Origin of the sequence: Nocardia sp. NPDC056000 (genome assembly GCF_042269265.1) — a bacterium.
Classification (GTDB): Bacteria; Actinomycetota; Actinomycetes; order Mycobacteriales; family Mycobacteriaceae; genus Nocardia.
In genome coordinates, this window is record NZ_JBHJXS010000002.1 from 92,005 (window position 1) to 111,653 (window position 19,649).

At 67.2% G+C, this 19,649-nt stretch carries 17 protein-coding genes; 13 read left to right on the forward strand and 4 right to left on the reverse strand.

From position 1 onward, the window contains the following. Window positions 1-43: 43 nt before the first annotated feature. The 3 genes from ACFC4D_RS05490 to kstR form a co-directional block, all read right to left on the reverse strand. Complete coding sequence (locus tag ACFC4D_RS05490; RefSeq protein ID WP_376061942.1) at window positions 44-943, reverse strand: metal ABC transporter solute-binding protein, Zn/Mn family; 900 nt, start codon at window positions 941-943, stop codon at window positions 44-46. A gap of 231 nt (window positions 944-1,174) precedes the next feature. Next, on the reverse strand, window positions 1,175-3,745 hold the full coding sequence (gene otsB, locus ACFC4D_RS05495) for a trehalose-phosphatase (RefSeq protein ID WP_375962403.1): 2,571 nt from the start codon (window positions 3,743-3,745) through the stop codon (window positions 1,175-1,177). Window positions 3,746-4,046: 301 nt separating this feature from the next. After that, complete coding sequence (gene kstR / locus ACFC4D_RS05500) at window positions 4,047-4,712, reverse strand: cholesterol catabolism transcriptional regulator KstR (RefSeq protein ID WP_364637704.1); 666 nt, start codon at window positions 4,710-4,712, stop codon at window positions 4,047-4,049. A 147-nt stretch (window positions 4,713-4,859) separates the two neighbouring features. Here kstR and ACFC4D_RS05505 point away from each other — a divergent pair, with 147 nt between their 5' ends. From ACFC4D_RS05505 to ACFC4D_RS05530, 6 genes are read left to right on the forward strand one after another with little or no spacing between them, the layout of a single operon-like run. Next, complete coding sequence (locus ACFC4D_RS05505; protein ID WP_375962406.1) at window positions 4,860-7,025, forward strand: acyl-CoA dehydrogenase; 2,166 nt, start codon at window positions 4,860-4,862, stop codon at window positions 7,023-7,025. Between the two features lie 26 nt (window positions 7,026-7,051). Next, a complete protein-coding gene (locus tag ACFC4D_RS05510; protein WP_375962409.1) occupies window positions 7,052-8,140 on the forward strand; it encodes an acyl-CoA dehydrogenase family protein in 1,089 nt (362 codons plus the stop codon). Continuing rightward, a complete protein-coding gene (locus ACFC4D_RS05515; protein ID WP_375962411.1) occupies window positions 8,125-9,294 on the forward strand; it encodes an acyl-CoA dehydrogenase family protein in 1,170 nt (389 codons plus the stop codon). The genes ACFC4D_RS05510 and ACFC4D_RS05515 overlap by 16 nt, the downstream gene beginning before the upstream one ends. Window positions 9,295-9,311: 17 nt before the next feature. Next, the gene (locus ACFC4D_RS05520; RefSeq protein WP_376061943.1) at window positions 9,312-10,262 is read left to right on the forward strand and encodes a bifunctional MaoC family dehydratase N-terminal/OB-fold nucleic acid binding domain-containing protein; all 951 of its coding nucleotides are present in this window, start codon (window positions 9,312-9,314) and stop codon (window positions 10,260-10,262) included. Further along, window positions 10,259-10,678, forward strand: a complete 420-nt coding sequence (locus ACFC4D_RS05525; protein WP_364637714.1) for a MaoC family dehydratase — start codon at window positions 10,259-10,261, stop codon at window positions 10,676-10,678. The genes ACFC4D_RS05520 and ACFC4D_RS05525 overlap by 4 nt, the downstream gene beginning before the upstream one ends. Next, window positions 10,675-11,847 (forward strand): lipid-transfer protein, encoded by a 1,173-nt coding sequence (locus ACFC4D_RS05530; protein WP_375962415.1) that lies wholly within the window; start codon window positions 10,675-10,677, stop codon window positions 11,845-11,847. Before ACFC4D_RS05525 ends, ACFC4D_RS05530 begins: the two co-directional genes overlap by 4 nt. A gap of 59 nt (window positions 11,848-11,906) precedes the next feature. Here the strand turns inward: ACFC4D_RS05530 and ACFC4D_RS05535 are convergent, their stop codons facing one another. Further along, window positions 11,907-12,107 (reverse strand): hypothetical protein, encoded by a 201-nt coding sequence (locus ACFC4D_RS05535; protein ID WP_375962418.1) that lies wholly within the window; start codon window positions 12,105-12,107, stop codon window positions 11,907-11,909. Between the two features lie 71 nt (window positions 12,108-12,178). On the opposite strand from ACFC4D_RS05535, the gene ACFC4D_RS05540 reads away from it, so the two are divergent. The 7 genes from ACFC4D_RS05540 (at window position 12,179) to ACFC4D_RS05570 (ending at window position 19,491) form a co-directional block, all read left to right on the forward strand. Next, complete coding sequence (locus tag ACFC4D_RS05540) at window positions 12,179-12,742, forward strand: TetR/AcrR family transcriptional regulator (protein WP_375962420.1); 564 nt, start codon at window positions 12,179-12,181, stop codon at window positions 12,740-12,742. 84 nt (window positions 12,743-12,826) lie between these two features. Further along, window positions 12,827-13,855 (forward strand): medium chain dehydrogenase/reductase family protein, encoded by a 1,029-nt coding sequence (locus ACFC4D_RS05545; RefSeq protein ID WP_376061944.1) that lies wholly within the window; start codon window positions 12,827-12,829, stop codon window positions 13,853-13,855. Window positions 13,856-13,908: 53 nt separating this feature from the next. After that, window positions 13,909-15,243, forward strand: coding sequence for a carotenoid oxygenase family protein (locus ACFC4D_RS05550; protein ID WP_376061945.1), 1,335 nt, complete (start codon window positions 13,909-13,911; stop codon window positions 15,241-15,243). Between the two features lie 72 nt (window positions 15,244-15,315). Further along, window positions 15,316-15,624 carry a hypothetical protein gene (locus ACFC4D_RS05555; RefSeq protein WP_375962428.1) on the forward strand — a complete coding sequence of 103 codons (309 nt, stop codon included), beginning with the start codon at window positions 15,316-15,318 and terminating at the stop codon, window positions 15,622-15,624. A 92-nt stretch (window positions 15,625-15,716) separates the two neighbouring features. Further along, window positions 15,717-16,676 (forward strand): cell division protein ZapE, encoded by a 960-nt coding sequence (zapE, locus tag ACFC4D_RS05560; protein ID WP_376061946.1) that lies wholly within the window; start codon window positions 15,717-15,719, stop codon window positions 16,674-16,676. 179 nt (window positions 16,677-16,855) lie between these two features. Then, window positions 16,856-18,007: a glycosyltransferase family 4 protein gene (locus ACFC4D_RS05565; protein ID WP_375963865.1), complete on the forward strand. Its 1,152-nt coding sequence runs from the start codon at window positions 16,856-16,858 to the stop codon at window positions 18,005-18,007. 2 nt (window positions 18,008-18,009) lie between these two features. Then, window positions 18,010-19,491 (forward strand): UDP-glucose dehydrogenase family protein, encoded by a 1,482-nt coding sequence (locus ACFC4D_RS05570; protein WP_376062245.1) that lies wholly within the window; start codon window positions 18,010-18,012, stop codon window positions 19,489-19,491. Window positions 19,492-19,649 lie beyond the last annotated feature (158 nt).

Genomic DNA, 19,649 nt, shown 5'->3' on the forward strand with positions numbered 1-19,649 from the left:
GGTTCCCAGGGGTAATGCTTTGGCGGCGGGCATGATTCCGGATCTAGGACAGTGCGGTGGACAGGGATTGGGCGTTGCGGGTCATCCAGCCGATGTAGTCCAGGCCCTGCGGCAGGGTTTCGGTCACCTCGACGACGGTGATGCCCGCGGATTGCGCGGTGGCGCGCATATCCTTGGTGGTCTTGTCCTCGGTCTGGATGTTGTAGACCAGGGCGCGAACCTTCTTGCCGGACAGCAGGTCCCGGACCGCCGCCACATCGGCGGGGGAGGGGTCGGTGCCCTGTTCGATGGCTTCCTGGAAGGAGTGCGGGGTGCGGTCGTCGGCCTTGGCGGCGAGCAGCATGTAGTAGGCGAGCGGCTCGGTCTGCACCACGGGCTGATTCGGGTGCTCGGCGGCGATCTTGGCCGTAATGGCTTCGATCCCGGTCAGTTTCGCGGTGAAGGCGGCGGCGCGATCGGCGTAGTCCTGCTTGTGCGCGGGATCGATCTGGCCCAGGCTGTCGGCGATGTGCTCGGCGACATGGCCCGCGGCGTGCACGTCGTAGAAGACGTGTTCGTTGCCGTGCTCGTGATCGTGGCCCGCGGTCTCCTTGGCGGGTGCGGCCGCACCGTGCGAGTCCTCGCCCGCGATGTCGACGGCGTTCACGGTGCGCTTGTTCTTGCCGGAGATGGCCTTGTCGATGAATTCGTCGTAGCCGCCGCCGTTGTAGACGATGAGGTCGGCATCGCTGATCTGCGCGGCCTGCACGGCGGTGACCTCGTACGAGTGCGGGTCGGCGGCCGGATCGCTGATCAGGGATTCGACCTTGGCGTCGGGTCCGGCGACGGTCTTGGCGATATCGCCCCAGACATTGGTGGAGGCGACGACGGTCACCCCGGAATCATTTTTCGAGGATCCGCAGGCGGTCAGGGTGGCCACGGTGGCCAGTCCCGCGGCGAACACGGCGAATCCTTTTGCAAAGCTTCTGGTCACGCGGGTACTCCTGAAACGCTTATCTGAAACGAAAACGATTGCCAATAAAATGTAGCGCAAGTGCCCGGCGCTGCCTAAATCCGACCGGTAGGTGTGGTAGGCGACACACGGGCGCTCGCCATCCGAAACCACCGTGAACAGCGAAGAACCCCGCGAACAACATGTTCGCGGGGTTCTGGATTCCTTCGTCCGGATCGCGGACTAGGTCAGTGCGGCTACCGGCTGGCTCAGCAGTTGAGCGCAGCGGAGGAGGCCGAGGTGGCTGTAAGCCTGGGGGTGGTTGCCGAGGGAGCGTTCGGCGACCGGGTCGTACTCCTCCGACAGCAGGCCGGTGGGGCCCGCGACGTCGACGAGCTGGGCGAAGAGCGCCTCGGCGTCCTCGCGCTTGCCGATGAGGAGGTAGGCCTCGACGAGCCAGGCGGCGCAGAGGTGGAAGCCACCCTCCCCGCCGGGCAGGCCGTCATCGTGGTGGTAGCGGTAAACGGTTGAGCCGCTGCGCAATTCGGCTTCGGTCGCGACGACGGTGGCGGCGAACCGGGGGTCGGAGGGGTCGATCAGACCGCTCAGGCCGATGTGCAGGGTGGCGGCGTCGAGGTCGGTGCCCTCGTAGGCCGCGGTGTAGGACTGGACCTCTTCGCTCCAGCCTTCGACCTTGACCTCTGCCGCGATGGTGTCGCGGAGTTTCTCCCAGCCGGGTTCGACGGTGCGGCCGAACTGGCGGGCGAGGGTGATCGCCCGGTCGGCGGTGAGCCAGCCCATGACCTTGGAGTACACGTGGTGCCGCGGGTTGCCGCGGATCTCCCAGATGCCGTGGTCGGGTTCGCGCCAGCGCCGCTGTACGGCGGAGACCATGGCGTGCACCAGATCCCAGTCCGCGTCCGGCAGGGCCTTGGCCGGATCGGTGATGCCCTTGCGTTCGCGGGCGTGCGCGAGCTGTGAGATGAGGTCGACGATCGGCCCGAACACGTCGAGCTGCACCTGCATATTCGCCGCGTTGCCGACTCGCACCGGCCGGGATCCGGCATAGCCGGGCAGCTGGTCGATGACGGCCTCGGGCGGCAGGGTTTCGCCGTAGAGCGTGTAGAGCGGGTGCAGCCGTTCGGGTCCGGGGATGGTCTCCAGCACCCGGTGCACCCAGGCGAGTAGTTCCTCGGCTTCGCCGACGGAGCCCAGCGATACCAGTGCGGACGCGGTGAGTGAGGCGTCGCGCAGCCAGCAGTACCGGTAGTCCCAGTTGCGCACGCCGCCGATGTCCTCGGGCAGCGAGGTGGTGGCCGCCGCCAGGATCGATCCGGAGGGGGCGTGCACGAGTCCGCGCAGGGTGAGCGCGGAGCGTTTCATGAGATCCGGCTTGAGCGGCGGAAGTTCCAGCGCCCCTGCCCATTCCGACCAGTACCGTTCGGCTTCGCGCCGCCGGTCCGCCTCGGGTGTCATGCAGGGTGCGAGATCTGAGGTGCCGCAGCGCATTTCGAGCACGATCGGACCCTGGCGCGGGTCCACGACGGCGCGGGCGGTGTGATGATTGCCCTCGTCGATGATCACCCATTCCACGCCCGGGGAGCGCAGGACGAGTGGATCGTTGGTGCCCTGCACCCGCAGTCCGGCGTTATCGCGCACGATGCGCACCGGCACCTGACCGAATTCCGGTCGCGGTGCGAAGGTGATGACCGCCTTCGCGTCACCGGTGATGACACGGGTGAGGTCGGTCCGCACCGCGGCTACGTCGTGCGGCAGGTAATCCACCACTTGCAGACTGGCCCACCGGGTTTCGACGGTCATGGTGCCGTCGATATAGCGCTGGGACAGCGGCAGTCCGGCCCGTTCGGGCTGGATGGTGAAATGCCCCGCGCCGGGTCCGCCGAGCAGGTGCGCGAACACCGCCGCCGAATCGGGTTCGGGGTGGCACAACCAGGTGATGGTGCCGTCGGGGGTGACCAGGGCCTTGGATCGAGGGCTGGCCAGCATGGTCAGCCGTTCGATTCGAGGGGCGGAGGCTCCTGCCAGCCAGGTGCGCCGCTCCTCGAGCAGGAATGCGAGGGCCTTGGAGACGTCCTCGGTGCTGGAAACCCGGAATTTGGCGAGGCTTTCACCGTCGCCGACCTTGATGCCGACGTCCGGTCCGGACAGGCGTTTGAAGGCCTTCTCATCGGTGACGTCATCACCGATGAATACCGCCGCGGACGCGCCCTGCTGGTGCCGGACGATGTCCAGCGCCGCGCCCTTATCGGTTTCGACGACCGCGAGCTCGATGACTTCCTTGCCCTCGGTGGTCTGCACGCCGACCCAGCTGGACGGGCCCTGGCGGACCTGAACCACTGCGCGGCGGCCTATTTCGGGGCTGGCGTTGCGCACGTGCAGCGCGACGCTGGCCGGTTTGATCTCGACGGTCGCGCCGGGGTTGTCCTGCGCGATCTGGGTCAGCGTCGACTGCACTTCCTGCAGTAGCTGTTTGGCGTCGTTATCGATGGCGTGCACGAAGCCGACATCGAATTCGGAACCGTGGCTTCCGATCAACTGCACCTCGACGGGCAGCCGGGAGAGAGCCGCGAGATCTCGCAGCGCTCGTCCGGAAATGACGGCGGCGGTGGTACCGGTCAGGCCGGAGAGTGCGCGGAGCGCATTCACCGACTCCCTATGGGGATAGGCCTTCGCGGGGTCGTCAACGATGGGTGCGATCGTCCCGTCGTAGTCCGAAGCGACCAGCAGCCGTGGCACTCGGGCGACAGCCGCCAACGCACGGCGAAGTTCCAGTGGCAAATCCTGTGCGCTCACGCATCCAACCTAGTGATCGGAGGAGATTTTTCAGGGCGAGCCAGACTCTACTGGGTCTTGATTGCCCGCTCGTTCTGACGGTGATACATAGCGTTTACAAGACACTTGCCTCCGGTTCACCATATGTCCGATTTCCGCTCGGGCAGTACGGCTTCGGTGCCTGTGACCTGTGACGTTGTGGTTGAACGCGAAAGGGCCGGATCGTCTCGAAAAGACGACCGGCCCGGATGCATCCGTGCGAAAGCCCGGAGTGCGTTTGCCGCGTGCTACCCCCGGTGCTGGGAGTAAACCCGGAGAAATCTCACTTGTCGCCGATCAGCAGATCCACTGTGAGCTCCAGTCGTTCGGTGACATCGGTGGCCGATGCGCGACGGGTGAGCCAGGCGACCAGATTCGACAGCCACACATCGCTTATCACGCGGGCGATGGCGAGCTGGCGCTCATCGGGCACCTCGTCGGACAGCGCGCGGGCGAAGAATCGGTCCATCACCTTGCCGACCCGATCCACCTCGGCGGCCGCGGAGGCGTCGGCGAACATGAACGCTCGCGTCATGGCCTCGGTGAGCAGCGGATCGCGCTGCATGGCACGGGTGATCTGGGTGAGCATGAGGTGCATGCGCTCGCGCGGATCGCCGCCGGGCAGCGGCTTGCGGCGGCTCTCCAGCTGTTCGAATTCGCGGGCCAGGGCCGAGACGAGCAGGTGCACCTTGGACGGGAAGTACCGGTACAGGGTGCCGACGGCGACATCGGCGCGCTCGGCGACCGCGCGCATCTGGACGGCGTCGTAGCCGCCCTTGGAGGCCAGCGCGAGGGTGGCGTCGAGAATGCGTTTGCGCCGGTCGCGCTGTGCAGCCGAGCTCAGATCCTCCTCGCTGAGGGTGGTGACGGGCGCACTGCGCCCGGTGCCCACAGGCGCGGTGCCCGCAGCGGCGCCATCGGCGGACTGCGATCGGGAGGGACTGGCCATCGGTTGAAAGTCCTTTCCTGCACGAATCGTTCGATTCATCCCGGCTACGAGTTCGTACCGCGATTGGGCGGCGCTTGACTTACGCCCGGCTCGAACATTAGAACATGTTCTAGGAGTGGAAGTCACCCCGGAAAGGCGGTACGTGGTGTGACCATAGCCACCACTGACGAGCATAAAGCCGTCCAGGAGTCCATGCGCGGGTGGGCGGCAGCGGTGCGCCCAATTGCAACAATGCGTTCCGGTGGGTCGGATTTCTGGCGCGAATACTGGTCGCGCCTCGCCGATCTCGGGATATTCCGGGTCGCGGTCCCGGAGGAGGCCGGCGGTGCGGGTTGTTCCGTCGGAGATCTGGCCGTGCTGGTGGAGCAGGCGGCACATGATCTCGTAGGCGGACCCGTACTTTCGACGGCCCTCGCCGGCCTCGTTGCCGGAGAGATGCTCGACGAGAATACGCCGTGCGGTATCGCGCTCGGTGGCGAAATCGCGATATCGGTCGGCGAATCCGGGGCAATTCTGTCCGGTGAGTGGGACTCGGTTCTCGGCGCCGCGCCGGGCACCGCCGTCCTGGTGCCGGTCGTCGACGGTGAGCGCCACCTGTGGGGTCTGATCGACGCCGATGCGGCGGGCCTGCGGGTGGAGCCGCTGCCCACCATCGACCAGACCGTCCCGCTCGCGCGGGTGGTCTGCGCGGAAGTTGCTGTCGCGCCGGACCATTTGTTCGAACCCACGCAATCCGTACTCGATATCGCCGCCACGCTGATTGCCGCCGAGGCCGCCGGTATTGCCGGATGGTGTTTGGAAACCGCGACCGAATACGCGAAGGTGCGCGAACAATTCGGGCGCAAGATCGGCGAATTCCAAGCGGTCAAACATATTTGCGCGTGGATGCTGTGCCGGGCCGAGCAGATTCGCGCGGTGGCTGCCGATGCGGCCGCCGCGGTTGATGCTGAGACGAACGAACTTCCGCTCGCGGCGGCGGTGGCACTGTCCATCGCGCTGGACGCCGCGGTGGAAACCGCCAAGGACTGCATTCAGGTGCTGGGTGGAATCGGTTTCACCTGGGAGCACGACGCGCACCTGTATTTGCGCCGGGCCACCGCCATGCGGCAGTTGCTGGGCGGTTCCGCGCGCTGGCGCGCCCGGGTCACCGAATTGACATTGCAGGGTGTGCGCCGCACGGTCGGTCTCGATCTCGGCACCGCTTCCGGCGGGGCCGAGGGCGAACCCAATTGGGACGCAGTCGGTTTGACCGCGGCCGAGGCCGCGGTGCTGGCCGCGGACCTGGCCAAGATCGCCGCGCTGCCCGAGGCGGAACAGCGCAACGCGCTCGCCGAGTCCGGTCTGCTGGCCTCGCATTGGCCGGTGCCGTACGGACGCGGCGCGGGTCCGATCCAGCGCACCTGGATCGATGACCAGGTGCGCAAGGCGGGCATCACGCTGCCCGAACTGGCCATTGCCAACTGGGCGATTCCGACTCTGCTGCAATGGGGTTCGCCCGAGCAGATCGAGCGCTACGCACTGCCGACGCTGACCGGTGAGGTCATCTGGTGCCAGCTGTTCTCCGAGCCGGAGGCCGGTTCCGATCTGGCCGCGCTGCGCACGGTGGCCGAGCGGGTCGAGGGTGGCTGGAAGCTGCGCGGTCAGAAGGTGTGGACGTCGCTGGCGGACAAGGCGACCTGGGGCATCTGCCTGGCGCGCACCGATCCGGCCGCGCCCAAGCACAAGGGCATCAGCTACTTCCTGGTCGATATGAAGAGCGCGGGCATCGATATTCGCCCGCTGGTCGAGATCACCGGTGAGGCGCGCTTCAACGAGGTCTTCCTGGACGATGTGTTCGTCCCGGACGACTGCCTGGTCGGTGCGCTGGAGAACGGCTGGAAGATCGCGCGCTCGACGCTGTCGGCCGAGCGGGTCGCCATGGGCGGCAAGGGAATCGGGGATGAGCTGGAGGCGTTGATCGCCGCCGCGCCCACCTCCGGACCCGGTGCGGAATTGGTGGCGGATCGACTCGGCGGACTCGTCTCCGAATCAATCGCTGGAACATTGCTGGACGCGCGCGCGGCGCAGAAACTGCTATCCGGTGGAGACCCGGGTCCGCAGAGCAGCGTGCGCAAACTGGTCGGTGTCAGACACCGGCAGGCAGTCGCCGAATTTGCCGTGGAAGTGGCTGGCGCGGCGGGTGCTTTGGAAACCGATGTGGTGAAAGAATTCCTGCTCACACGCTGTTTGTCCATTGCGGGCGGTACCGAGCAGATTCTGTTGACCGTCGCCGGTGAACGAATTCTCGGACTGCCGCGCGAATCGCACGGTTAGCCCACACCTCAACCGGGAGTAATGAATTGGACTTCACGCGGGACGAGAGCCAGGATGCTGTCGCCGAGGTTGTTGTAAGTTTGCTGGAGCGTGAAAGCGCACGCGATATCGCGCTCTGGCCGATTTTCGCGGGCAGTGGACTGCTCGCCGTGCCCCTACCCGAGCGGTTCGGCGGTGACGATATGGGTCTGCTGGAAGTTTCCGCCATGCTGACCGAGCTCGCCACCGACGCCGTGCAGATTCCGGCGCTCAGCACGCTCGCCTTCGGCGTGCTGCCGCTGCTGGCCATCGGCGTGCCGGATACGGTGGCGCAGAAGGTGTTTCCCGCCGTCGCCGACGGCGCGGTGCTCACCGCCGCACTGCACGAGGCGGGCGCGCCGTTCACCGTGAAGCCCGAGACCACGGCGGTCGCGGACGGTGACACCGTGCGCGTCACCGGTTCCAAGGTGGCGGTGCCGTACGCCGATACCGCGCGCTGGATTCTGGTCCCGACCACCTCGGGTATCGCGATCGTCGACGGTGACGCGCCGGGCGTCACCAAGACCGCGAGCCCGACTTCCGATGGGGTGCCGGAGTTTTCGCTGCGCTTGGACGGTGTGCAGATTCCCCCCGAGCAGTTGCTGCCCGGCGGTATCGCCGAACTGCACCGCTTCGCGCTGGCCGGAATCGGCTCGGTCGCGGACGGTCTGCTCAAGGGCGTTCTCGCGCTGACCGCCGAACATGTGCGCACCCGCGAGCAGTTCGGTCGTCCGCTGGCCGAATTCCAGGCTGTCGCACAGCAGATCGCCGATGTGTACGTGGTCTCGCGGACCCTGCACGCGGCGGCGGCATCGGCCAATTGGGCGCTTGCGCAGGCTGTGTCCTTCTCCCGGGACGGGGTGGACAACGCCGAACACCTGGACCGCACCGAAGACGATCTGGATGTACTCGCCTACACGGTGGCATCGGAGCTGCCCGCTGCCATGCAGCAGTGTCATCACCTGCACGGTGGTCTCGGCGTCGATATCACCCATCCACTGCACCGCTACTACTCACAGGCCAAGGACATCGCGCGCTGGCTGGGCGGCGAATCGTTCCGGCTGGACCGTTTGGGAGCCAGATGTTCATCGAACTGACCGCTGAGCAGCGCCGGCTGCGGGACGAATTGCGTTCGTATTTCACCGGTCTCGTCACTCCCGAAGAGGAGGCCGAGATGCTGGTGAACCGGCACGGTGACGCCTACCGCACGGTCGTGAAGCGCATGGGCGCGGACGGCAAGCTGGGCGTCGGCTGGCCGAAGGAGTACGGCGGGCAGGGTTTCGGGCCGCTGGAACAGCAGATCTTCTACAACGAGGCGGTGCGCGCCGACGTACCCGTCCCGCTGGTGACGCTGCTGACCGTCGGCCCGGCGCTGCAGTCCTTCGGCACGGATGAGCAGAAGCGGAAGTTCCTGCCCGGAATCCTCACCGGCGACATCCATTTCGCGATCGGCTACTCCGAGCCCGATGCCGGAACCGACCTGGCGGCACTGCGCACCAGCGCCGTGCAGGACGCCAACGGTGACTGGATCGTCAACGGGCAGAAGATCTTCACCACCGGAGCGCACGAGGCCGATTACATCTGGCTGGCCGTGCGCACCGGCACGGTGGAATCGCGGCACCGCGGCATCACCATCCTGATCATGGACACCAAGGATCCGGGCTACTCCTGGACCCCGATCATCACCGCCGACGGCGCGCACCACACCAACGCCACCTATTTCGACAATGTGCGCGTGCCCGCGAGCATGGTCGTCGGCGAGGTGGACAAGGGCTGGAAGCTCATCACCACCCAGCTCAATCACGAGCGGGTGAGCCTGGGCCCGTCCGGCAAGATCGAACAGCTCTACACCCGGGTCCGCGAATGGGCGCATAAGCAGGGCGTACTGGGTGAGATCGAGGTGCGGCGGTCGCTGGGCCGGTTGCACGCCATGGTGCGGCTCAACGAGCTGCTGAACTGGCAGGTGGCCTCCAATATGGAGCGCCCCGACGCCGATCCGGCCGATGTGATCGCCGACGCGTCCGCGACCAAGGTGTACTCCACCGAGGCGCTGCAGGAGGCCGGACGCCTGGCCGAGGAGATCGTGGGCCGCTACGGCGATCCCGCCGATCCGGCGACCGCGGAACTGCTGGTGTGGCTGGACCGCCGCACCAAGCAGAATCTGGTGGTCACCTTCGGCGGCGGCGTCAATGAAGTCATGCGCGAGCTCATCGCCCAAATGGGCCTGCGGCTACCCCGCGTGCCGCGCTAGCAAGAAGGAATTCGACAGTGACGCAAAGCTTCACGGCCGACGAGATCCGAGCGGCCGGGGAAAAGATCAAGGAAGCGGGGCAGTCGTCCCCGCGTCTGGCCCGCGATCCGGTGAACCAGCCCATGATCAACAACTGGGTGGAGGCCATCGGGGACGCCAACCCGATCTATGTCGACGAGGCCGCCGCCATCGCCGCCGGACATCCCGGCGTCGTGGCCCCGCCCGCCATGGCGCAGGTGTGGACCATGCTGGGGCTCAACGGGACCCGGCCCGCCGACGACCCGATGACGGTCACCAACGAGCTGCTCGACGCGGCCGGGTTCACCTCGGTGGTGGGCACCAATTGCGATCAGGTGTACCACCGCTACCTCGAGGTCGGCGAGCAGGTCACCGTGCGTTCGTCGCTGGATTCCCTGGTGGGGCCGAAGCGCACGGGTCTGGGTGAGGGCTGGTTCGCCACCTATCGCACGAATTGGTATGTGGGAGAAGAGCTCGTCACCGAGATGCTCTTCCGCATCCTGAAGTTCGCGCCCGGCACCGGTGCCGCGCCCAAGGCCGATCCGGCGGCGGATCTGGCCAAGCGGGTCAAGCCGGTGGTCTCGCACGACACCCAATTCTTCTGGGACGGCACCAAACTCGGCGAGCTGCGGATTCAGCGACGACCCGACGGCACGCTCCAGCACCCGCCGGTTCCGGCGATCTGGCAGGACAAGGCCAAGGAGACCGAATACGTCGTGGCCTCCGGGCGCGGCACCGTCTTCAGTTTCGTCGTGCACCATGCCCCGAAGGTGCCCGGCCGGGCGCTGCCGTTCGTGGTCGCGCTGGTCGAACTGGAGGAGGGTGTGCGCATGCTCGGTGAGCTGCGCGGTATCGATCCCGCCGACGTCGCCATCGGTCAGGCCGTCGAGGTCGGTTTCGAGGCCCTCGATGACGACAACACCGTGCCCTATTGGAAGGCTGTGTCATGACCTCCACCGTGGAACTTGCCGCAGTGCAGGTCGGAACGACGTTGCCGGAGTTGGTGATTCTCGCCGACACCACCTTCATCGTGTCCTCGGCGCTGGCCACCCGGGACTTCCAGGACGTGCACCACGATCCGGCGCTGGCGGTGGAGCGCGGCTCCAAGACCATCTTCGCGAACATCCTCACCGATACCGGTGTGGTGCAGCGCTTCGTCACCGACTGGGCCGGTCCGGCCGCGCGGGTGAAGTCGATCTCGCTGCGCCTGGGCGTGCCGCTGTACTCGGGTGACACCCTCACGCTGTCCGGCACGGTATCGGCCGTGCAGGGCACCGAAATCACCATCGACGTGGTCGGCAAGGACAGCCTGGGCGACCACATCACGGCGAAAGCCGTTATCTCGCTTCAGGAGGCACGCGCGTGACGGGTCTGAGTGGCCGCGCCGCCATCGTAGGCATCGGCGCCACCGACTTCTCCAAGGACTCCGGCCGCAGTGAACTGCGCCTGGCCGCCGAGGCGGTCACCGCCGCACTCGCCGACGCCGGACTCACCCCCGCCGATGTGGACGGCCTGACGACCTTCACCATGGACACCAATACCCAGGCCGCCGTGGCCCGGGCCGCCGGTATCCCGAGCCTGAAGTTCTTCAGCAATATCCCGTTCGGCGGCGGCGCGGCGGCGGCGACCGTGCAGCAGGCGGCCATGGCCGTGGCGACCGGTGTCGCGGATGTCGTTGTGGCGTACCGCGCTTTCAACGAGCGCTCGGGTCACCGCTTCGGTCAGTTCTCCACCCAGCTGGCGGGCAATGCCACCTCCTCCGGTGTGGACAACGCGTTCTCGTACACGCACGGTCTGGGCACCCCGGCCGCGCAGGTGGCCATGGTCGCGCGTCGCTATATGCACGTATACGGCGCTACCAGTGCGGATTTCGGCACCATCGCGGTGACCGATCGCAAGCACGCCGCGGTGAATCCGAACGCGCACTTCTACGGTAAGCCGATCACCCTGGAGGAGCATCAGGCTTCCCGCTGGATCGCGGAGCCGCTGCATCTGCTCGACTGCTGCCAGGAGACCGACGGCGGTGTGGCGATCGTGGTCACCAGTGCCGAACGGGCCAAGGATCTTCCGAACAAGCCCGCCGTGATCGTCGGCGCGGCACAGGGTTCCGGCGCTGATCAGTACGTCATGACCAGCTACTACCGTGATGCCATGACCGGCCTGCCGGAAATGGGCCTGGTCGGCGATCAGCTGTGGGCCCAAAGTGGTTTGCGCCCGGAGGATATGCAGGCCGCGATCCTCTACGACCACTTCACCCCGTTCGTGCTCATGCAGCTCGAGGAACTGGGTTTCTGCGGTCGCGGTGAGGCCAAGGACTTCATCAAGGACGGTGCGCTGGAGGTGGGCGGGCGACTGCCGCTGAACACCCACGGCGGCCAGCTCGGTGAGGCGTACATCCACGGTATGAACGGCATCGCCGAGGGCGTGCGCCAGATTCGCGGCACCTCGGTGAATCAGGTTGCGGGACTGAGCAATATCGTCGTGACGGCCGGCACCGGCGTCCCGACCTCGGGTCTGGTGCTCAGCTCCAACTGATCCGTCATGTCGAATGCCCGGGTGAGATCCGTTCTCGCCCGGGCATTTCGCGTTCATGGCTACCTGCGGTGGAACACCCGGTAGAGGTTGAAGTCGTAGCCCCAGCCGTAGGTCTTGGGGGTGAGGAAGCGCGGCTCGTCCGGATTCCACCAACGCGCCTTCGCTCGCTCCCAGGTCGGTCGCCGCCAGTCATAGGGCATGCCCAGGAAGGTCCCCTGGGGTTCGGGCGGTGTCTTGTCGGTGCGCTCCGGTTCCGTCATAGGGCCAGGCTACGACCATTTTCGAGGTGGGGGGTTGCGCGCCGCGAAAGAGTGAGTGTACAGTCACTCACATGACCAAGCGCGGAGTTACCCTCTCCACCTCGGACGTTCGCCGGGAAGCCGTTCTCGACGCGGCCATCGTGGAGTTCGCCCGGACCGGGTATCACGGCACGCCGATCACCACCGTCGCCACGGCGGCCGGGATATCGACGGCCTACGTGTTCAAGCTCTTTCCGAGCAAGGTCGAACTGTTCGTCGCGGCACTGGACCGGTGCTTCGAACTGGTGGAGCGTTCGCTCGCCACGGGTGCGGCCCGGGCGGGGGAGGGTGATCCCGAGAAGATCCTCTACGAGATGGGCGGGGCCTACGCCGAACTCATCTCGAACAAGAGTCTGCTCATGCTCCAGGTGCACGCCCAGTCCGCGACCGATATCGCCGATATCGCCGACGCGCTGCGCCGGGGCCTGGCCCGGGTCACCGACTATGCCAAATCACGTTCGGGCGCAACCGATCCCGAGGTGCAGAAGTTCATCGCCTACGGGCAGCTGTGCCACCTCATCACCACGCTGGGGCTGGACGGGAGCGAGGGCGGCTGGGCCGCGATCCTCAATCTCGGCATCCGGCATCCTGGCTGATTTTTCGAGCCTCTCGAACGAGAGGCTTTTCATTTACCCATCGAGTGACTGACCGGTCACTCACACATCAGGAAGAAGAAGATCATGTCGATCACCGCCACCGAAATCGTCCTGCCCGGCACCGTCGAGCCCGAGGGACTGCTCACCACCCACCGCGAACTGGCCGCCCCGAAGCCGGGCCAGGCGCTGATCGAGGTCGAGGCCACCGGCGTCTCCTTCGCCGAACAGCAGATGCGCCGCGGCAAGTACTACGACCAGCCCGCCTTCCCGTTCGTGCCCGGCTACGACCTGGTCGGCACGGTCGTCGAGGTCGGATCGCCCGCCGATGCCGGACTGGTCGGCAAGCGGGTCGCCGCGCTGACCAAGGTCGGCGGCTGGGCCAGCCACGTGCTGCTGAACAGCGCCGATCTGATCGAGGTGCCCGCCGAACTCCCCGCCGACGCCGCCGAAACCTTCGTCGTCAACGGCATCACCGCCTGGCAGATGCTGCACCGCTACGCGAAAGTGCGTGCGGGACAGACGATCCTGGTGCACGGCGCGAACGGCGGCGTCGGCTCCACGCTGGTGCAACTGGCCCTGGCCGCAGGGGTAAAGGTGATCGGCACCGCCTCGGCCCGCAATGCCGACCAGGTCACCGCACTCGGCGCGACCCCGGTCGACTACCGCGGCGATGTCGTCGCCCAGGTCCGCGCCCTGGCCCCGAACGGCGTCGACGCGGTCTTCGACCACGTCGGCGGCCCCGGCATCGTGGACTCCTTCAACCTGCTCGCCCCCGGCGGCACCCTGATGGCCTACGGCACCGCCTCCACCAAGGACGACACCGGCAACTCCCGCCTCCCGGTCCTGAAACTCTTCGCCCGCCTGCTGCTCTGGAACGTCCTGCCCAACAAGCGCAGCGCGCACTTCTACAACATCTGGGCCGGACAGCGCCGCGCGAGCACGTTCCGCCGCAAGCTCACCACCGACCTGACCGCCGTCTTCGCGCTCGCCGCCAAGGGTGACCTGCGCCCCCAGATCGCCGCCCGCTTCCCCCTGACCCAGGCCGCCGAAGCGCTGACCCTGGCCGAATCCCGCACCGTCACCGGCAAAGTCGTGCTGCTCCCCGCGCAGTAGTCGCCAGTCGCTCGCTCGCCCAGCAGCTTTCATACAGCAGAGGAAGAACCGTCATGCTCGCCAAGCCGTACCTGACCGCACACTACGAGCCCGTCCCGGATGAGCTGACCGCCCACGATCTCACCGTGCGCGGCAGCATCCCGCCCGAGCTGAGCGGCCGCTACTTCCGCAATGGCCACAATCCGAAACCCGGTGACGTGCCGACGCATTGGTTCAAGGGCGCGGGCATGATCCACGGCCTGCGACTGCGGGACGGCCGCGCCGAGTGGTACCGCAATCGCTGGGTGCGCACGCCCGCGCTGGACGGTGCGCCGCTGCTGCGGGAAGACGGTTCGATGGATCTGACCGCGAGCATCGCCGGGACGCACATCATCGAGCACGCCGGTCGCATCCTCGCACTCCAGGAGGCGAACCTCCCCTTCGAGATGACCCCCGAGCTGGATACGGTGGGCCCCTACGATTTCGGCGGCAAGCTCACCACCGCCATGACCGCGCATCCCAAACAGGATCCGGTCACCGGTGAACTGCACTTCTTCGGCTACTCGCCGATTCCGCCGCATCTCGTCTACTACGTCGCCGGTCCGGACGGTGTGATCCTTCGGCAGCAGATCGTCGAGGGTGCGGGGCCGTCGCTCATGCACGATTTCGGCATCACCGAGAATTACGTTGTCTGGCTGGATATGTCGGTGATCTTCGATCACGCCGAGCAGTCCGGCATCCCGTACCGGTGGAGCGATGACTACCGGCCGCGCATCGGCATCCTGCCCCGCTCCGGCGGCGCGGTGACCTGGTTCGACGTGGAACCCGGTGCGCTGCTGCACGTCTCGAACGCCTACGAGGACGAATCCGGCCGCGTCGTGATCGAGGGGCCGCGCTTCGACCGGTCGGCCTGGGAGACCGGCTGGAAGTGGTGGATCGGCGCTCCCGGATATCCGCCCAGCCCCAATGGTGGTGCGCTGCAACATCGTTACGTTCTCGACCCGCAGGTGGGGCGGGCGCGGGAGACCATGATGGACAGCCTGATCACCGATTTCCCCACCATCAACGAGGACTACATCGGGCGGCGCAATCGCTACAGCTACGCGGTCGCCTTCCCCGGTGCGGGGTTGGAGGGCGTGGGAATCCTCAAGTACGACAACGATTCCGGTACGAGCACGCTGGCCGCCACCGGTGCGGGCCGGATTCCGGGCGAGGCGGTGTTCGTCCCCGCCGCCGGGGCCACGTCCGAGGATGACGGCTACCTGCTGACCATTGTCGGCGATGCCGCCTCGGCCTCCTCCGAACTGCTCATCCTCGACGCGCACGACATCACCGCACCGCCCATCGCGGCCGTCGAACTGCCGCGCCGGGTGCCCGGCGGCATCCACGGATCCTGGATCGAGGATTGATCCGCAACCGGGTCGCCGAGCCCCGGCCCGGGCGTACGTTGGGGGGACGTATGTTCGGGAAGGGGATCGGTCATGTTGCAGGATCGGATGAAAGAGCTTCCGGCGGTGGATCATTCGCTGGTTTACGGGGCTCCGCTGCAGACGGCGGATGGGTCGACGATCATCACCGTGACCGGGACCTCGGGGTTTTTCCGGCCGCGGCCGCGTCCGCTGGGGGTGTTCGTGGTGCACGGGGGTGAGGTCAAGTGGGAGCCGGTCGAGGATGACGGGCGGATCGCGTTGATCGGGGTGCTGACCGGGTTCGTGGCGGCGGCGTTCGCGACCGCCGCGATGGTGAAGCGCCCGCCGTGGCCGGATGTGCGTATTACGCAGCAGAACTGAATCGTCCTGTGCGAGTGGTCACCTTCGGCTCCACTCGGCGGCGAATCCCTCTATAGATATAGAGGAAGGTGATTCGGGCGCAGGAGGTTGCCGTGCAGACCAGCGATATCGTTCTCGACCACGATCAGCGGCTGGCCGCGGATCGACTCGACGAGATCGCCGCGCGGGTGGGGAAGCGGTGGCATCGGCCGCGCGGGCTGTACCTGTACGGCGGCCCGGGACGCGGCAAGACCATGCTGATGGATCGGTTCTTCGCCGCGGTGCCCTCGGAACGCAAGCGGCGCTTCCACTTCCACAGCTTCTTCGCGCAGCTCAACGCGGGCATCCACGAGCACGGCGGTATCGATGCCGCCGCCGCGGCCCTGCTCGGTGACGCCCGGCTGATCTGCTTCGACGAATTCCACGTGCACGACGCGGGTGATGCCCGGCTGGTGGCACGGCTGCTCGATATCCTGTTCGCTCGGCACATCACGCTCGTGGTCACGTCGAATTACCCGCCGCGGGAGCTGATGCCGAACCCGCTGTGGCATCCCATGTTCGTGCCCACCATCGACCGCATCCTGGAACACCTCGATGTGCTCTCGGTGAACGGTCCCCAGGATTACCGGCGGCTCGGCGGCAGGCACACCGGATTCGCGGCCGGGCGGTACCTCGTGGGGGAGTGCCCGGCCACCGGGCGCGCGGAGGTTCCCATCGCCCATCGCCTGATGCACGCGCGCGCCGCCGAAAACGGGGCGCTGACGGTCGATTTCGCCGAGCTGTGCGGAATCCCGGTGTCGGCGGCCGATTTCCTGGAGCTGACGCGGCGGTTCCGGACGTGGACCCTGTGCGAGGTGCCGCCGCTGGATTCGGTGCCGCCGGACTGGGTGATGCGGCTGGTGAATCTGGTCGACGTGCTCTACGACGCCGATCTGGAACTGTCCGTGTACGCGCGGGTTCCGCTCGCGGATATGGGCGCTGACGTGGCCCGGGTCCCCGATCTGTACCGGACGCTGAGCCGCCTCGGCGAGCTCTCGGTACCGGCGCGCGACGCGGTGGCGACGCTCGGGTGAACACGTCGACTTGATCGACGGGAACGGTTCATGTGCCGTCTACGCGGAAGGGTGCGTGCGTTGCAAGTGACTTCTTACCGTGCATTCAGGAGGCAGCACCGAACCGGAGGGGACCGATGCGAATCCGCGAGCAGGCCAAGGGCACAGCGCCTCGCCACCCGAGCATCCCCGGCGGCCGATTGCGCGTGCTGGTGGTCGCCGAATCCTTCCTTCCCCAGGTCAACGGCGTCACCAACTCGGTGCGGCGGGTGCTCGATCACCTCGCCGCCAAGGGGCACGAAGCAGTTCTGATGGCCCCGACGGGTCCGGCCAAGTACGCCGGATTCCGGGTGCACGTGGTGCGCGGGGCGCGCCTGCCGTTCTATCGCGACTTCCGGATCGGGCTGGAGACGCGTCGCCGATTGCGCAAGGTCATGCGGGAATTCGAGCCCGATGTCGTGCATATCGCCTCACCCGCGACGCTGGGATATCAGGCGGCCCGGGTGGCCGGTGAGCTCGGCGTGCCGACGGTCGCCATCTATCAGACCGATCTTGTGGGTTTCGCCGAACGCTATGACCTGCCCGGTGGTGTGCGCACCATGACGGCGCTGACCCGGCGCATCCACCTGCAGGTCGATCGCACGCTCGCGCCTTCCACCGCAAGCCTGCGGCAACTCGAGCTGATGGGTGTGCCGGGCCTGGCGCGCTGGCCGCGCGGGGTCGACCTGGAGCAGTTCGGCCCGTTCCGGCGCTCGGCGGAACTGCGAAAGCGGCTGGCCCCCAACGGTGAACTGCTGATCGGCTATATCGGCCGCCTGGCTCCGGAGAAGGAGCTCGAGCTGCTCGCGCACCTGCTGCCGCTGCCGAATGTGCGCCTGGTCATCGTCGGTGGCGGCCCGGAGGAGAAGCGCCTGCGAAAGTTGTTGCCGGGCGCGGCTTTCCTGGGTGTGCTGCACGGCGAGGAACTCGGCGCGGCCTACGCCTCGCTGGATGTGTTCGTGCACACCGGACGTCACGAAACCTATTGCCAGGCAGCGCAGGAGGCTCTCGCCTCCGCCGTGCCGGTGGTCGCGCCGCGCTCCGGCGGCCCCATCGACGTGGTCGCGCCCGGCGCCGGATTCCTTTATCCCCCGGGCGATGCCGAGGCTTTGACAGCCCTGGTTCGCCGTCTCGTCGACGATGCCGAGTTGCGCGCGCAGACCGCGCAGAACGCTCAGCGCAGCGTGCGCGACCGCTCCTGGGCGGCCGTGAACGATCTGCTGATTCGCCACTACCGCGAAGTGATCGCGGAACGCCGCCGACTGCCAGGCGATGGCGACCTCCGCAGCCCGCTCTCCAAGGAGGCATCCTGATGCTGCGCATCTCCGTCATCGGCACCGGTTATCTCGGTGCCACGCACGCCGCGGGCATGGCCGAACTCGGCTTCGAAGTGCTCGGGGTGGACAATAATCCGGCCAAGGCGGCCGCGCTCTCGGCGGGGCGGGTGCCCTTCCACGAGCCCGGACTGCCGGAACTGCTGGCCGGACATGTGGAATCCGGCAGGCTGCGGTTCGGCACCTCGCTGGTGGCGGCCGCCCGGTTCGCCGATGTCCATTTCCTCTGTGTCGGAACGCCGCCCGGCACCAACGGCGCGGCGGATCTGTCCCAGCTGTACGGGGCCATCGAGGGCCTGGTGCCGCATCTGACCCGCAATTGCCTGATCGTGGGCAAGTCGACGGTGCCGGTCGGCACCGCCGAGGCGCTCACCGCTCGCATCGCCGAGCTGACCCCGGCCGGGATCTCGGTGGATCTGGCCTGGAATCCGGAATTCCTGCGCGAGGGTCACGCGGTGCACGACACGCTCAGCCCCAATCGCCTGGTGTTCGGCGTGACCACCCCGGACGCGGAATGGGCTCTGCGCCAGGTGTATTCGACCCCGATCGCGGGCGGCTCGCCGGTGGTTATCACCAATCTGCCGACCGCGGAATTGATCAAGGTCTCCGCGAATGCCTTTCTGGCGACCAAGATCTCGTTCATCAACGCGATGGCCGAACTGTGCGAGCTCACCGGTGCGGATGTGACGCTGCTGGCGGACGCGCTCGGGCACGACGATCGGATCGGCCGCAAATTCCTCGGCGCCGGACTGGGTTACGGCGGCGGCTGTCTGCCCAAGGATGTGCGCGCGCTCATCGCCCGCGCCGGTGAACTGGGCGCGGCCGAGACCGTGGACTTCCTGCGCGATATCGACACCATCAATCTGCGCCGCCGCGAACGGGTGGTGCGCGAGACCCTGGATCTGCTGCACGCCAGCGGTTCCCATCGGGTCGGCATTCTCGGCATCGCCTTCAAACCGCTGTCGGACGATGTGCGCGATTCGCCCGCGCTCGATGTGGCGGTGCGCCTGCAGGCCGCGGGCGTGCAGGTCACCGCGTTCGATCCGGCGGCCACGGTTCCGGCGCGCGCGGTCGCCCCGCAGCTGATCTACGCGGCCACCGCGGCGGCCGCGCTGCACGAGGCCGATGTGGTGCTGCACCTCACCGAGTGGAGTGAGTTCAGGGACCTTGATCCGGTCTTCCTGCGCACGGTGGCGCGCGGTCGCACCCTCATCGATGCCCGCAACGCCCTCGATCCGGAGCCGTGGCTGGCGGCCGGATGGGATTTCCGGGCACTGGGTCGTCTGGTCGAGTCCCGGAATCCGGTGGCGCGCGCGGAATCCCGCGAGTCACTGAACGCTCCGGCGCCGGAGTCGTTGCGTCCCGGCTCGCTGCGTGGCTCCCGCCGGGGTGTGGAAGCACCTGCCACACTGGCGGATTCGGCGCTGACCCGATTGCGGGCCCGGGTGCGCCGCTCCGCGTGACCCGATGCGGACGTCTCGGCTCGGCCGCCCGGGGTGGCCGAGCCGCCGCTGCTCGGATGCGGTCCGGTCCTTCCGATCGGATCTATTCAGTGCGGTTTGTTATGAGCGGAACATGCGAATTGTCCGGCCCACTACCACGGGACGTGCGATGCGGTCAC

What these genes read in the sequence shown, in the direction of transcription:
- ACFC4D_RS05550 (WP_376061945.1), top strand. Translation starts at nt 13,909, where the DNA reads ATGCTCGCCAAGCCGTACCTGACCGCACACTACGAGCCCGTCCCGGAT.
- ACFC4D_RS05535 (WP_375962418.1), bottom strand. Translation starts at nt 12,107, where the DNA reads ATGACGGAACCGGAGCGCACCGACAAGACACCGCCCGAACCCCAGGGG.
- kstR (WP_364637704.1), bottom strand. Translation starts at nt 4,712, where the DNA reads ATGGCCAGTCCCTCCCGATCGCAGTCCGCCGATGGCGCCGCTGCGGGC.
- ACFC4D_RS05545 (WP_376061944.1), top strand. Translation starts at nt 12,827, where the DNA reads ATGTCGATCACCGCCACCGAAATCGTCCTGCCCGGCACCGTCGAGCCC.
- ACFC4D_RS05540 (WP_375962420.1), top strand. Translation starts at nt 12,179, where the DNA reads ATGACCAAGCGCGGAGTTACCCTCTCCACCTCGGACGTTCGCCGGGAA.
- ACFC4D_RS05555 (WP_375962428.1), top strand. Translation starts at nt 15,316, where the DNA reads ATGTTGCAGGATCGGATGAAAGAGCTTCCGGCGGTGGATCATTCGCTG.
- ACFC4D_RS05515 (WP_375962411.1), top strand. Translation starts at nt 8,125, where the DNA reads ATGTTCATCGAACTGACCGCTGAGCAGCGCCGGCTGCGGGACGAATTG.
- ACFC4D_RS05525 (WP_364637714.1), top strand. Translation starts at nt 10,259, where the DNA reads ATGACCTCCACCGTGGAACTTGCCGCAGTGCAGGTCGGAACGACGTTG.